Annotated in this window: 14 protein-coding genes; 7 read left to right on the forward strand and 7 right to left on the reverse strand. The window is 71.5% G+C overall.

Annotated elements, in window-relative coordinates; all coding sequences use genetic code 11:
• Position 1 precedes the first annotated feature (1 nt).
• Positions 2-502 (forward strand): DUF6542 domain-containing protein, encoded by a 501-nt coding sequence (locus FLW16_RS33715; RefSeq protein ID WP_142564324.1) that lies wholly within the window; start codon positions 2-4, stop codon positions 500-502.
• A 24-nt stretch (positions 503-526) separates the two neighbouring features.
• On the opposite strand, the gene FLW16_RS33720 is transcribed toward FLW16_RS33715, so the two are convergent.
• Positions 527-1,492, reverse strand: a complete 966-nt coding sequence (locus tag FLW16_RS33720; RefSeq protein ID WP_142564325.1) for a 4-hydroxy-3-methylbut-2-enyl diphosphate reductase — start codon at positions 1,490-1,492, stop codon at positions 527-529.
• Between the two features lie 89 nt (positions 1,493-1,581).
• On the opposite strand from FLW16_RS33720, the gene FLW16_RS33725 reads away from it, so the two are divergent.
• Together FLW16_RS33725 and xseA are read left to right on the forward strand one after the other, a co-directional pair.
• On the forward strand, positions 1,582-2,628 hold the full coding sequence (locus FLW16_RS33725; RefSeq protein ID WP_142564327.1) for a hypothetical protein: 1,047 nt from the start codon (positions 1,582-1,584) through the stop codon (positions 2,626-2,628).
• Between the two features lie 127 nt (positions 2,629-2,755).
• Positions 2,756-3,961, forward strand: a complete 1,206-nt coding sequence (gene xseA / locus FLW16_RS33730; protein WP_142564329.1) for an exodeoxyribonuclease VII large subunit — start codon at positions 2,756-2,758, stop codon at positions 3,959-3,961.
• A gap of 23 nt (positions 3,962-3,984) precedes the next feature.
• Here the strand turns inward: xseA and asnB are convergent, their stop codons facing one another.
• Positions 3,985-5,859: an asparagine synthase (glutamine-hydrolyzing) gene (asnB, locus tag FLW16_RS33735; RefSeq protein WP_312847176.1), complete on the reverse strand. Its 1,875-nt coding sequence runs from the start codon at positions 5,857-5,859 to the stop codon at positions 3,985-3,987.
• Between the two features lie 101 nt (positions 5,860-5,960).
• On the opposite strand from asnB, the gene FLW16_RS33740 reads away from it, so the two are divergent.
• Entirely contained in the window at positions 5,961-6,218 is a 258-nt protein-coding gene (locus FLW16_RS33740) for an exodeoxyribonuclease VII small subunit (protein WP_139577372.1), read from the forward strand.
• 14 nt (positions 6,219-6,232) lie between these two features.
• Here FLW16_RS33740 and FLW16_RS33745 read toward each other — a convergent pair whose 3' ends face one another.
• On the reverse strand, positions 6,233-7,378 hold the full coding sequence (locus FLW16_RS33745) for an NAD(P)/FAD-dependent oxidoreductase (protein WP_142564333.1): 1,146 nt from the start codon (positions 7,376-7,378) through the stop codon (positions 6,233-6,235).
• 58 nt (positions 7,379-7,436) lie between these two features.
• Between FLW16_RS33745 and FLW16_RS33750 the strand changes: the two genes are divergently transcribed.
• Complete coding sequence (locus tag FLW16_RS33750) at positions 7,437-8,003, forward strand: TetR/AcrR family transcriptional regulator (RefSeq protein WP_142564334.1); 567 nt, start codon at positions 7,437-7,439, stop codon at positions 8,001-8,003.
• A gap of 29 nt (positions 8,004-8,032) precedes the next feature.
• Here FLW16_RS33750 and FLW16_RS33755 read toward each other — a convergent pair whose 3' ends face one another.
• Entirely contained in the window at positions 8,033-8,422 is a 390-nt protein-coding gene (locus FLW16_RS33755) for a RidA family protein (RefSeq protein ID WP_142564336.1), read from the reverse strand.
• Between the two features lie 73 nt (positions 8,423-8,495).
• On the opposite strand from FLW16_RS33755, the gene FLW16_RS33760 reads away from it, so the two are divergent.
• Positions 8,496-9,401 carry a LysR family transcriptional regulator gene (locus FLW16_RS33760; protein ID WP_142564338.1) on the forward strand — a complete coding sequence of 302 codons (906 nt, stop codon included), beginning with the start codon at positions 8,496-8,498 and terminating at the stop codon, positions 9,399-9,401.
• Here the strand turns inward: FLW16_RS33760 and FLW16_RS33765 are convergent.
• Together FLW16_RS33765 and FLW16_RS33770 are read right to left on the reverse strand one after the other, a co-directional pair.
• Positions 9,390-9,938 (reverse strand): DUF4245 domain-containing protein, encoded by a 549-nt coding sequence (locus tag FLW16_RS33765; RefSeq protein WP_142564340.1) that lies wholly within the window; start codon positions 9,936-9,938, stop codon positions 9,390-9,392. The two genes, FLW16_RS33760 and FLW16_RS33765, sit on opposite strands and share 12 nt — an antisense overlap.
• Positions 9,939-9,984: 46 nt before the next feature.
• The gene (locus FLW16_RS33770) at positions 9,985-10,578 is read right to left on the reverse strand and encodes a TetR/AcrR family transcriptional regulator (protein ID WP_142564342.1); all 594 of its coding nucleotides are present in this window, start codon (positions 10,576-10,578) and stop codon (positions 9,985-9,987) included.
• 146 nt (positions 10,579-10,724) lie between these two features.
• On the opposite strand from FLW16_RS33770, the gene glpX reads away from it, so the two are divergent.
• Positions 10,725-11,753, forward strand: a complete 1,029-nt coding sequence (glpX, locus tag FLW16_RS33775) for a class II fructose-bisphosphatase (RefSeq protein WP_142564344.1) — start codon at positions 10,725-10,727, stop codon at positions 11,751-11,753.
• Between the two features lie 4 nt (positions 11,754-11,757).
• Here glpX and FLW16_RS33780 read toward each other — a convergent pair whose 3' ends face one another.
• Positions 11,758-12,405 (reverse strand): DUF1707 domain-containing protein, encoded by a 648-nt coding sequence (locus tag FLW16_RS33780; RefSeq protein ID WP_260615862.1) that lies wholly within the window; start codon positions 12,403-12,405, stop codon positions 11,758-11,760.
• Positions 12,406-12,492 lie beyond the last annotated feature (87 nt).

A 12,492-nucleotide genomic window follows, 5' to 3' on the forward strand; every position in this document is an offset into this window, starting at 1 on the left:
GATGACAGGCACCGGTCGAGCGGGGCTGCGGCTGACCGCTCGGGGGGCGATCGTCATGCTCTTCGTGATCACTTTGGTGGGCATGCCGTTCCTGCCCGGGCCCGCGTTCGTGGCCGGGTGCCTCGCGGCGGTCCTGCTGGTGCGTCCCCGGGACCTGCTGCCGCTGGTGGTGACGCCTCCGCTGGTCTTCTTCGTCGCGGCGCTGCTGATGGAGCTCGTGCGGGCGCTCAGCTCGGGCTCGATGCTCCAGACGTTCGGGCTCGGGATGTTCACCGCGCTGTCGTCCGGCGCGCCGTGGCTGTTCCTCGGGTCCGCGCTGGCGCTGGGCATCGCGTGGGTGCGCGGCCTGCCCGACAGTCTGAGGGAGTTGCGCGGCTCGGGCACGCCCGAGCCGACGCCGGCCTCCCGCTCCCGTTCGCGCCGTGGCCGCGTCCGCACGTTCGACCCGGAGCCGGAGGGCTACTTCGAGCCCCGCGTGTACGGCAGGGCCGCCGACGAGTGAACCCGGATTCCCGCTGAACCCTGGCTAGACCGTGCGGAGGTCCTTGCGGAGTTCGTGGGGCAGGGCGAACCGCATGCTCTCCTGCACCGACTCGACCTCCTCGACCTCGGTGAAGCCGTGGTCGGCCAGCTTGGCGAGCACTCCCCGCACGAGTTCCTCCGGGACGGAGGCGCCGCTGGTCAGGCCGACCGTGCGCACGCCCTCCAGCCACTCGTCCCGTACGAACGAGGCGTCGTCCACCAGGTAGGACGCGGCGGCGCCGTAGTCCTTGGCGACTTCGACCAGCCGCTTGGAGTTGGAGGAGTTGGCCGAGCCGACGACGATGACCAGGTCCGACTCGGCGGCGATCTGCTTGACGGCGGTCTGCCTGTTGGAGGTGGCGTAGCAGATGTCGTCGCTCGGCGGGTCGATGAGGTTGGGGAAGCGCGTCCGCAGCCGGGCGACCGTCTCTGTGGTCTCGTCCACCGACAGGGTCGTCTGCGAGAGCCAGACCACCCTCTCCGGATCCCGTACGGACACGCCCTCGACGCCGTCGAGCCCGTCCACGAGCTGGATGTGCTCGGGCGCCTCACCGGCGGTGCCCTCGACCTCTTCGTGCCCCTCGTGCCCGATGAGCAGGATGTCGTAGTCCTTGGCCGCGAACCTCTTGGCCTCGTTGTGCACCTTGGTCACCAGCGGGCACGTCGCGTCGATCGTCCGGAGCCGGCGGCTCGCGGCCTCCTCGTGCACGGCGGGCGCGACACCGTGCGCGGAGAAGACGACGATGGCGCCCTCGGGGACCTCCTCGGTCTCCTCCACGAAGACGGCGCCGCGCTCCTCCAGCGTCTTCACGACGTGGGTGTTGTGCACGATCTGCTTGCGCACGTAGATTGGCGCGCCATACTGCTCCAGCGCCCGTTCGACCGCCTGCACCGCACGGTCGACACCCGCGCAGTAGCCGCGGGGCTTGGCGACCAGGACACGGCGGGGCGCTGAGGTCTGCACGTCCATGTTCCTATGCTATGTGGAACGCGAGCCACCTCTTGACCCTGGTCTTGCAAGACTGGGTGTACCAGATACGCATCTCCCCGGGAGCAGAAATGTCCGTCCTTAGAGCAATAACGACAGTCCTTCAGACCGCTCTGAACGGGGTCGGACAGGCGCTGCTGGTCGGCGACAAGATCAAGACCACCATCAAGGAGCGCTTCGCCGGCGAGGCGCAGGACGGCGAGCGCCGGGAGACCGCCGAGGCGCCGCGCACCGAGGAGGCGGCCGAGCAGGCCGCCGGGGAGCGGCCCGCTCGCCGGGAGCCCGTCATCTTCGCCCCCCGCCCGAGCAAGACCGAGAAGCCCGAGAAGGCCGAGCCCGAGAAGGCTGAGAAGGCCGAGGCGGTGACGACCGAGGCCCCGGCCGCGGAGACTCCTGCTGCGGAGACTCCGGCCGCTGAGGCCGCCCCGGCCGAGGCGGCGCCCGCCGAGCCCCCGGCCGTCGAAACCGTCGAGCCTGTGGAGGCTGTGGAGGCCGCGGCCGAGCCGAAGCCCGAGGCCGCCCCTGCCGCCGAGGCCGAGCCCCCGGCCGTCGCCGAGGTCCCGGACGGGACCGCCGCACCCAAGAAGCCGCGCACCCGCCGCAAGGCCACCGCCGGAACCGCGGAGACCGCGGAAGAGGCCGCGCCCGCCGAGGCCAAGAAGCCGCGCACGCGCCGCAAGGCCACGGCCGAAGCCACCGAAACCCCCGAAGCCACTGAGGCCGCCGAGACCACGAGCGGCGCCGAGAGCACGACCACCGCCGCGCCGAAGGCCACCAGGACTCGCAGGAAGCCCGCCGCCGCGAAGGCGACGGAGAGCCCTGCCGAGGCCCCGGCGGAGCAGCCCGCCGCGGCGGCGGCCGAGCCGGCTCAGCAGCCCGAGGAACAGCCGGCGACGGACGAGACGACCGCTGAGACGGCCACCGAAACGACCACCGAGACGGCGGAGCCGATGCCGGGCTACGCGGACCTCTCCGTGGCGTCGCTGCGGGCGCGGATGCGCGGCAAGTCGGCCGAGCAGGTGCACGCGCTGCTGGACTACGAGCAGGCGCACCTCAACCGCCCCGAAGTTGTCCGGATGTTCCAGAACCGGCTGTCCAAGCTCCAGTCCGAGTCCTGATCCCCGCCCGCGCCCGCCCTGGCGTACGCCGGGCGGGCGGGTGAGGCGTCCTCCGCCTGGTCGCCTGTGGATTGTCGGCAGGTACGGCTAGCCTGCAGGTGCGAGCCGGGCCAGGCGAGGAGGGCATTTGAGCGCGAAGACGTCCCCGGAGGCGCCGCTGCCGATCAGGTCGGTGCTGCAGATGGTCGCCCAGTGGATCGGCAAGCTGGGCACCGTCTGGGTGGAAGGACAGATCACCGAGCTGACCGCCCGGGGCGGCACCGTCTTCCTGACGCTGCGCGATCCCGTGGCCAACGTCTCGGCGCGCATCACCTGCGCGCGGGCGGTCTACGAGGCGAGCGTGCCACGTCCCGTCGACGGCGCGCGCGTCGTGATGCACGTCAAGCCGGACTTCTGGGTCAACAAGGGCTCGTTCGCGTTCACGGCCCTGGAGATCCGTCCGGTCGGGATCGGCGAGCTGCTTGCCCGGCTCGAACGGCTCCGCCAGGTGCTCGCGGGCGAGGGCCTGTTCAACGTCGACAGGAAGAGACGGCTGCCGTTCCTGCCGGGAACCGTCGGGCTCATCTGCGGGCGCGACTCGGCGGCCGAGCGTGACGTGCTGGAGAACTCCCGCCGCCGCTGGCCCGCCGTCCGTTTCAAGGTGGAGCAGGTCGCCGTCCAGGGGTCGTACGCCGTGGGCGAGGTGACCGAGGCGCTGCGCAGGCTCGACGCCGACCGCGAGGTCGACGTGATCATCATCGCCAGAGGCGGCGGCTCCCTTGAGGATCTGCTGCCGTTCTCCGACGAGTCGCTGGTGCGGGCCGTCGCGGCCTGCCGTACGCCGGTGGTGAGCGCGATCGGCCACGAGCAGGACAGTCCGCTGCTCGATCTCGTGGCCGACGTGCGCGCCTCGACCCCGACGGACGCGGCCAAGAAGGTCGTGCCCGACGTGGGCGAGCAGCTCACGCTCGTCCACCAGCTCAGGGACCGGGGCCGCCGGGTGCTGCGGGGCTGGGTCGAGCGCGAGATGTCCTGGCTCGAGTCCGTGCGCTCCCGGCCGTCGCTCGCCGATCCCGTCCGGGAGCTCGACCGGCGGGCCGAGCAGGTCGACGCGCTGCGCGAGCGGTCCAGGCGCTGCCTTTCGGCGTCCCTGGACCGCTCGGCCGACTCGCTGGAACATCTCAGGGCCCGGCTCGTGGCCCTCTCCCCCGCGGCGACCCTGGAGCGGGGTTACGCCATCGCGCAGCGTCCTTCCGGAGAGGTCGTCCGCCTGGCCGGGGACGTCAAACCGGGTGACGAGCTCACGATCCGCTTCTCCGACGACCGCGTGACGGTGACCGCCCAGGACGAGTGACCCGCGCCACGGGCCGCGGCGGGTCAGATCGCGAGACGCACGTCGTAGGCGCCGAGCCACGCGTTCATCTGCAGGATGCCCTCCAGCGATGTCCGGGCGCCCTGCAGGCTGACCGCGCCCATGGGCTGGTCGAGCATCGTGCGCACCTTGCCAGCGTCCACCAGGCAGCCGATGGCCGGGTCGCCGGCGAGCACGCGGGTCACCTCGGCACGCAGCGCACGCTCGTACGCCGGGTCCTGCGTCGAGGGGTAGGGCACCTTGCGGCGCTCGACCACCGAGCGGGGCAGCACGTCGGCCGTCGCCGCGCGCAGCAGGCTCTTCTCGTGCCCGTCGAAGGTCTTCATGGCCCAGGGGGCGTTGAAGACGTACTCGACCAGGCGGTGGTCGCAGAACGGCACCCGGACCTCCAGCCCGACGGCCATGCTCATGCGGTCCTTGCGGTCGAGCAGGATCTGCACGAACCGGGTCAGGTGCAGGTAGCTGACCTCCCGCATCCGCTTCTGCAGCCCGGTCTCCCCCGGCACCCGGGGCACCTCGGCCAGCGCCCGCTGGTAGCTGTCGGCGCGGTAGGCGGGAATGTCGAGCTTGCGCAGCAGTTCCTCGTTCAGGAACTCGCCCCGGCTGGACAGGCCCGTCTGGCCCTGCATGGCGAGCCACGGGAAGGTGCCGGAGTTGACCGCCTCGGGATCGTGGAACCACCGGTAGCCGCCGAACACCTCGTCGGCGGACTCCCCCGACAGCGCCACCGTCGAGTGCCCCCTGATCGCCTTGAAGAGCAGGTAGAGCGAGGTGTCCATGTCGCCGATGCCGAGCGGGAGGTCCCTCGCCCGCAGGACGGCCGCACGCACGGCGGGATCCATGAGGTCGGCCGAGTCCAGCACGATGTCCGTGTGATCGGAGCCGACGTGCCGCACGACGTCGTGGACGTAGGGCGTGTCCGGGGTGTCGCGCATGTCGTCGGCCTGGAAGTTCTCGCTGTAGCCGGCGAAGTCGACGGAGAACGACCGCACCCCGCCCTGGCCGGCCAGCGCGCGGGCCGCGAGCGCGGTGACGGCGCTGGAGTCGAGCCCGCCGGACAGCAGCGTGCACAGCGGCACGTCGGAGATGAGCTGCCGCTCGACGATGTCGTCGAGCAGCTCGCGCACGGTCCGGATGGTGGTCTGCAGGTCGTCGGTGTGCTCGCGGGCCTCCAGCTGCCAGTAGCGGCGCTTGCTCAGGCCCTCGCGCCGCACCTTCACCACCTGGCCGGGCCGCACCTCGTGCATCCCCCGGAAGACGGCGCTCTCCGGCGTCTTGACGAAGGCCAGGATCTCGCGCAGGCCGTCGGCGTCGATCACCCGCTCGGCGAGCGGGTTGGCCAGGATGGCCTTGGGCTCGGAGCCGAACAGCACCCCGTTGGGCGTCGGGTAGTAGTACAGGGACTTGATCCCCATACGGTCGCGCACGAGCAGCAGCTCCTCGCGGCGCGCGTCCCAGATGGCGAAGGCGTACATGCCGTTGAGGCGGGAGACGAAGTCCTCGCCCCATTCGAGGTACGCCTCCAGGACGACCTCGGTGTCGCTCTGGGTCCGGAACCGGTGCCCGCGCTGGGCGAGCTCGGCGCGCAGTTCCCTGAAGTTGTAGACCTCGCCGCTGTAGGTGAGCGCGGCCACGACATCGTCGCCGGCCTCGGCGGCCATCGGCTGGCGCCCGCCCTCGATGTCGATGATGGCCAGCCGCCGGTGGCCGAACGCGGCGTGCGGAGCGAGCCACATCCCCTCGGCGTCGGGCCCCCGGCACGCCATCGTGTCCGTCATGGCCTGCACGGTCTCCCGTTCGCGACGAAGGTCGCGTCCGTAGTCCACCCAGCCGCTGATTCCACACATAAGGATGACCCCCCGATCATCGCCCCCGAACATGGTTAGTACATCTAAGTAACGGACAAACTATGCGATTTATGCCCAAACAGGACAGGGCTAAGAGGCCGCGGAGTGTCGGTCACGGCCTCTAAGGTGGGGACGTGGCTGAGGACAAGCAGACCCCGCCGGACAGGCAGACCCCGTCGTACGAGCAGGCCCGCGAGGAGCTGACCGAGGTGGTGCGCCGCCTGGAGACCGGCGGGCTCACGCTGGAGCAGTCGATAGAGCTGTGGGAGCGGGGAGAGCGGCTGGCGGCGATCTGCGAGGAGTGGCTCCAGGGCGCCCGTGCGAAGCTGGCCGCCGCGATGGCCCAGCGCCAGGAGCCCCAGCCGAACGGCCCCGAGGAGGCCCCCTTCTGACCCCGGGCAGGCGGCTAGGCGTGCCAGAGGGCGGCGAGCTGCCGGGTGGCCAGCCGGGACGGCACGGCCCGCAGCAACGTGTCGCGTAGCCACGCGGCGACGCCGGTCCGAGAGGTCAGCCACGACTGCCGGGACGCCGCCAGCATCATGCGGTTGGCTCTGGGTCTGCGCGCGGCGTCGTAGCGCAGGAGCCGCTGGGCGACGTCGGCCGGCTCCGCGTCGGCCAGGTGGCGGGTCAGCGCGGCGGCGTCTTCGAATGCCTGGCTGGCGCCTTGCCCGAGGTCGGGTGGCATGGCGTGCGCGGCGTCGCCGAGGAGCGCGATCCTGCCGGTCGCGAACGAGGGCAGGGGTTCGGCCAGGCGGGCGATCGGGTCGACGTAGATGTCGTCGGGCGAGGTGGCCTCGATCAGTGCCGTGACGAGGGGGTGCCAGTCGGCCATCAGGGACAGCATCTGCCGGCGCGCCTCGTCCGCGCCGGGCGGCGTGCCGTGCAGGAGGGAGTCGGTGAACCAGTACAGGCGGTCCTCCCCGACCGGGAACAGGCCGAACATCGCCCCGCTGCGGCGGTCGACCAACTGGCTGGTGAGCAGGTCCGGCGCCATTCCGGGAGGGCGGGGCAGCATGCCGCGCAGGTCCATCCGGCCGGTCCGCCGCAGCCCAGGATGATCGGGGAAGAGCTGTGCGCGCAGCTTGCTGCCGATGCCGTCGGCCGCGATCACGGCGTCCGCTCTCGCGACGGGCTCGCCTTCGCTGATCACGGTCACCCCGGTGGAGTCGGGCTCCAGGCGCTCGACGGGGGTCGCGGTCCGCACCAGCTCGGGCGGCAGCGGGGCGCGCAGCGCCCGGTGCAGTTCCGCTCGGTCGATCATGGCGGGGGTCGGGACCACCTGCCGCGCCCGGGCCGGGTCGGTGACCAGCAGCGGCCGTCCGCGCCGGTCCCGCAATCCCCCGCGAGCCGTGTGGATGACGTGCCCGCGAACGTCTTCGGCCAGCCCCAGCGCGTCCAGCGCTCGAAGCCCGTTGGGCATGACCACGATCCCGGTGCCCGCCTCCCGCAGCTCGACGGCCCGTTCGAAGAGCGTCACCTCATGACCCAGGCGATGCAGCCCCACCGCCGCCGCAACTCCTCCGAGCCCGGCGCCGACCACCACGATCCGCATGGGACCTCCCGCTCATTCACTACGGTCGTACTAGTACGGCTATTGGTAGCATCTGCCCATGCCGCCCACTAATCCGGCCCGTCGCCACGCCCTGACCGATGCCGCCATCGAACTGCTGGCGTCATCGGGTGTGCACGGCCTGACGCACCGGGCGGTGGAGAAGGCGGCGGACGTCCCGCCGGGAACGGCTTCCAACTACTTCCGCAGCCGGGAAGCGCTGCTGGTGGCGGCCGCGGAGCGGATCGCCGAGCTGCATCACGCGGACACCGGCCAGGCCGTCAAGCAGCCCGCGACGCTGGTCGACCTGCTGACGGAATCGCTGCTCACCGCGGCGACCACGCTGCGTACCCGCTATCGGGCGATCTTCGAACTGCAACTGGAGGCCGCGCGCCGGCCGGTGCTCGCCGCGGCTCTCGCGAGCCTGCAGGACAAGGCGTCGCTGGTCACCGCCGGCCACCACGACGAGCTCGGCCTCGACATTCCACGCGAGAAGATCCCCGCCATGATCGCGCTCTACGGGGGTGCGCTGTTCACCTTGGTCAGCGCGCCGCCGGAGCACGTCAGCAGGGACGTCGTCCTGAACATGGTCGAGGTCATCGTCCACGGCTGTGATCCGCGGACGTGAGCGTACGTCCGGCGTGACGGCACGGGCCGTCAGACGCCGGGCCGCCGCGCGTCGACCTCGATCTCGATCTTCATGCGGGGGTCGGCCAGACCGCACTCCATCATGGTGGCGGCCGGCCGCACGTCGCCGAAGCGGCGGCGCAGGACGGGCCAGCAGGGCTCGAAGTCGGCCCGGTCGGGCAGCAGGTAGCGCACCCGCACCACGTCGCCGAAGCCGCACCCCGCCTCGGCCAGCGCGGCCCCGATGTTGCGCAGGCACTGTTCTGCCTGCTCCACCACGTTCTCGGAGATCGTCATGGTGGTGTAGTCGAAACCGGTCGTCCCGGAAACGTGCACCCGGTCACCGTCCACCACGGCCCGGGCATAGCCGATCTGCTCCTCGAACGTCGAGCCGCCGAGGATCACGCGTCGCTCCGTCATGCGCCGAACGCTAGGGCGACGGCCGTCGATACGTCTAATACATCCTCAGGCATGGGCTGATATCTCTGTGCGTATGGAGCGCCCCGAACTCCCCCTTGCGCAGTTGCACGCCTTCGTCGTGCTCGCGGAGGAACTGCACTTCGGCCACGCCGCGGCCCGCCTGGGCATCGCCCAGCCGCCGCTCAGCCAGCAGATCCGCCGCCTGGAGGACAAGGTGGGCCACGCGCTGTTCACCCGCGAACCGGGACGTGTCGCCCTGACCGCGGCGGGTCGCGAACTGCTGCCCGCCGCCCGGCACGCCCTCACCGATCTCGCCGACGGGCTGGCCGCCGCCCGGGCCGTCGGCAGCGGCCGGGCCGGGAGCCTGCGGATCGGCTTCGCCGCCTCCCTCGCCCTGACCGTCCTGCCCGGTCTGCTGCGCGCGTTCCGGGAGCGTTTCCCCGGCGTCCGCCTGGACATCCGCGAGATGACCACCGCCCCGCAGATCGCCGCCCTGCGCGACAAGACCATCGACGCCGGTCTGCTGCGCGAACCTCCCACCGATGAGGCGGGACTCGCCTTCAGGACGGTGCTCACCGAGCCCTTCGTGGCCGTGCTGCCGTCCGCCCACCCGCTGGCCGCCCTGCGGACCGTACGGCTCGCGCGGCTGGCGGACGAGCCCTTCGTGCTCCTGCCCCGCGCGGCCGGCCCGCGGCTCCACGACCAGATCACCGGCCTGTGTGAGGTGGCGGGTTTCACACCTTTGGTCGCCCAGCGGGCGGTGGAGTGGCAGACCGTGTGCGCCCTCGTGGAGACCGGCCTGGGCGTCTCCCTGGCCCCGGCGAGCATCCGGCGCATCCGGCTCAAGGGCGTCGCCTTCCGCACGGTCGAACCGAACGCGCGCACCCGGGTCGCCGTCGGCTGGCGCGAGGACGATCTGAGCCCCCTGGTCGCGCACCTGCTGGCCACGGTCAGCCGGGATCCGGGCTCAGCCCGATGACGGCACCGGAGAGGGCTTGGGCTGCGGCGTGAGGGTCCGGGCGAGGGCGGTCAGCTCGTCCCAGTCGGCCGTTCCGGTGACGACCACCGCGTGATCGGGGAAGACGCGGACCAGCGTCCGCTGGTTCTTGTCCTGGCGGACCCGCTCCTCCCAGGTCACGCCGTCGATCTGGCGGCTCCCGCCGGGCTTGTCGGTGTTGGCCATGCGGTTGACGAAGTCCGCGGACGGCCTCTCGTCGCTCTGGGCGAGCATGGCGTGCTGCCGCTTGGCGGTCGCGAACCCCAGCCGCCACGTCACGGCGCCGTTCTTCTGGGTCAGCGACGAGCTGTTGGGCACCCAGTTGGGCAGCACCTGGCTCGGGGCGACGACCTCGTACGGCGCCGTGCGCGCCGCGTTGACCCGGTCGATCGAGAAGTCCACCCGCGGGATGTGCTCGGTGCGGCTCTGCGGCGTGATGAGCAGGAACGCCCCGACGGCGGCGAGGCAGACGAAGAGCGCGAACGCGTAGCCGTAGAAGCCCTGGGTGAATCGTCCCACGTAATGCGAGATTAGTCGGTGGAGCGGGTGGTGGCCGTACCGGCCGTCAGGGGTGCCGGATAACGCCGATGATGCGAAGAGCGTCCTCGGCCATCTTCCGGGCCTGTTCCGGGTCGTCGGACAGCGTGACCTCCTGCACGACGGCCGCCAGGGCGCCGGTGACGACGACGACCAGGGCGTCCTCGTGCTCGAACAGCGCCGCGGTGCGCCTGGCCCACTGCCGGAGGCGGTCGCGCATGATGACCTCGAACCCGGGCGGGGCGTCGCCGCGCAGGAAGAGCGCGGCGAGATCGCGCTCGGCGAGGCAGCCCTCCAGGTAGGCCCGCGCGGCGGCGAGGAACTGGGGCATCGGGTCGGTCTCCCCGGCCGTCCGGGCCTCCTGCACGGCCTGCCGGGTGCGCTGGGTCTGCCGCTTCTGGAACTCCTCGAACAGCGTCAGGTAGAGATCGGCCTTGCCGGAGAAGTGGTGGTAGAGGCTGCCGACGCTGGCGCCGGCCCTGGCCACGACGTCGGTGACGCCCGCCTCGGCGAAGCCGCTCGTGATGAACGTCTCCTTCGCGGCGTCCAGGAGAGCTCCCCGGGTCGCCGCGCCGCGCTCCGACGTACGCATCGTCACTGGTCGTTCGGTGTCGCCGCTCATGCGGCGACGATATCTCCGACCCGTCCGTTCCGGGGGTCCGCGCTCGCAAATGGCCTCCTACCTGGCCCAACAGGTTCAGACCAATCGGACAAGAACGGCTTCGCGAACTACGATCGCTAGAAGGGCACCTACCTAAAAGGGGATCAATGGCTGATCACGTACCGGCCGCTCTGGCGACGGGGGAACGCGCACCCGACCGCAACCTGGCTCTGGAACTGGTCAGGGTGACCGAGGCGGCGGCGATGGCGGCCGCGCGCTGGGTGGGACGCGGCGACAAGAACGGGGCGGACGGCGCCGCCGTGAACGCCATGCGCCAACTGATCAACACGGTCTCGATGAAGGGCGTCGTGGTGATCGGCGAGGGCGAGAAGGACAACGCCCCGATGCTGTACAACGGCGAGGAGGTCGGCGACGGGACCGGCCCCGAGTGCGACGTGGCCGTGGACCCGATCGACGGCACCCGGCTGTGCGCGCTCGGCATGAACAACGCGATCTCCGTGATCGCGGTCAGCGAGCGCGGCTCGATGTACGACCCGTCCGCGGTCTTCTACATGGAGAAGCTCGTCACGGGCCCGCAGGCGGCCGATCATGTGGACATCGACGCCCCGGTGGCCGACAACATCCGCGCCGTGGCGCGGGCCAAGGGCGCCAAGCCGTCCGACGTCACCGTGGTGATCCTCGACCGGCCCCGGCACGAGCGGATCGTCAAGGAGATCCGGGAGACCGGCGCCCGGATCCGTTTCATCACCGACGGCGACGTGGCCGGCGCGATCATGGCGGCGCGCAACGGCACCGGTGTCGACCTGATGCTCGGCATCGGCGGCACGCCCGAGGGCATCGTCGCCGCCTGCGCGCTCAAGTGCATGGGCGGCGTCATCCAGGGCAAGCTGTGGCCGCGCGACGAGGAGGAGCGCCGCAAGGCCCTCGACGCCGGGCTCGACCTCGACCAGGTGCTCACCACCGACGACCTCGTACGCTCCGACGACGTGTTCTTCGCCGCGACCGGCATCACCGACGGCGAACTGATGCACGGCGTGCGGTTCCAGGGCGGGGCGGCGGTCACGCACTCCCTCGTCATGCGGGGACGGTCGGGCACGATCCGCAAGATCGAGAGCGAGCACCAGCTCTGGAAGCTCGGCGCCTACAGCGCCATCAACTTCGACACGGCCGTGTAGGACCTCAACGGCCGAACAGGCGGCGGCGGGGGCGCTTCGGCGAGCGGGCGACGACCTTGCCGCCGAAGACGAACCCGGCGAGCTCGATCACGGGCGCGTCCGGCGCGAAGCCGGTCGCGCCCGGCGGGAGCCGCACCTCGTTCCTGAGTGACCGGACGCGGGCGTCCGGGGCGGTCACGATCCGCACGCCCTCGGGGACCGTCAGGTTGACCGTGCCGGCCATGACGGCGAGCTGCACCACCACGTGCCGCGACTGGAGCAGCGCCTCGCACAGGTCCATCGTGACCGTGCCGCCCAGGGACGTCACCGGCACCTCGGAGGGCACGACCCACCGGCCGCCGCGGGTCTCCGTACGGAAGAAGGCCGTGACGGGACGGCTGTCCACCCGGAAAGGCTGGCTCTCCGGCGGCAGCAGATCCACGGTCAGCTCGGCCAGCTCGCCGATGGTCCGCGCGGCCCAGACGCGCTCCACCCGTTCCTCGTGCTCCAGCGGCGTGAGCCGCCCGTCGGTGACGGCGTCCGCGAGCACCGCGACGATGCGCTCCCGATCGGCGTCGGACGCCCGCAGCAGGGAGGGGTCGGGCGTGTCCGGGGTGCGCGGCGAGAGGAAGGCGGAGATCCACTTCACGGCTGAGGACTCGCTGCTGCTCACACCATCGAGAGTAAGCGGTCCAGGCGCGCCGGTCACCACGCGACGCGGCCCCAGACGTCTAACCCGAATTGACCAGGGACTTCGTGG

The sequence above is a fragment of the Microbispora sp. KK1-11 genome (assembly GCF_006874435.1).
GTDB lineage: Bacteria > Actinomycetota > Actinomycetes > Streptosporangiales > Streptosporangiaceae > Microbispora > Microbispora catharanthi.

Excerpts from the sequence above, each read along its gene's own strand:
- FLW16_RS33715 (WP_142564324.1), top strand. The coding sequence starts at position 2 with ATGACAGGCACCGGTCGAGCGGGGCTGCGGCTGACCGCTCGGGGGGCG.
- FLW16_RS33720 (WP_142564325.1), bottom strand. The coding sequence starts at position 1,492 with ATGGACGTGCAGACCTCAGCGCCCCGCCGTGTCCTGGTCGCCAAGCCC.
- FLW16_RS33725 (WP_142564327.1), top strand. The coding sequence starts at position 1,582 with ATGTCCGTCCTTAGAGCAATAACGACAGTCCTTCAGACCGCTCTGAAC.
- asnB (WP_312847176.1), bottom strand. The coding sequence starts at position 5,859 with ATGTTCGGGGGCGATGATCGGGGGGTCATCCTTATGTGTGGAATCAGC.
- FLW16_RS33745 (WP_142564333.1), bottom strand. The coding sequence starts at position 7,378 with ATGCGGATCGTGGTGGTCGGCGCCGGGCTCGGAGGAGTTGCGGCGGCG.
- FLW16_RS33750 (WP_142564334.1), top strand. The coding sequence starts at position 7,437 with ATGCCGCCCACTAATCCGGCCCGTCGCCACGCCCTGACCGATGCCGCC.
- FLW16_RS33755 (WP_142564336.1), bottom strand. The coding sequence starts at position 8,422 with ATGACGGAGCGACGCGTGATCCTCGGCGGCTCGACGTTCGAGGAGCAG.
- FLW16_RS33760 (WP_142564338.1), top strand. The coding sequence starts at position 8,496 with ATGGAGCGCCCCGAACTCCCCCTTGCGCAGTTGCACGCCTTCGTCGTG.
- FLW16_RS33770 (WP_142564342.1), bottom strand. The coding sequence starts at position 10,578 with ATGAGCGGCGACACCGAACGACCAGTGACGATGCGTACGTCGGAGCGC.
- glpX (WP_142564344.1), top strand. The coding sequence starts at position 10,725 with ATGGCTGATCACGTACCGGCCGCTCTGGCGACGGGGGAACGCGCACCC.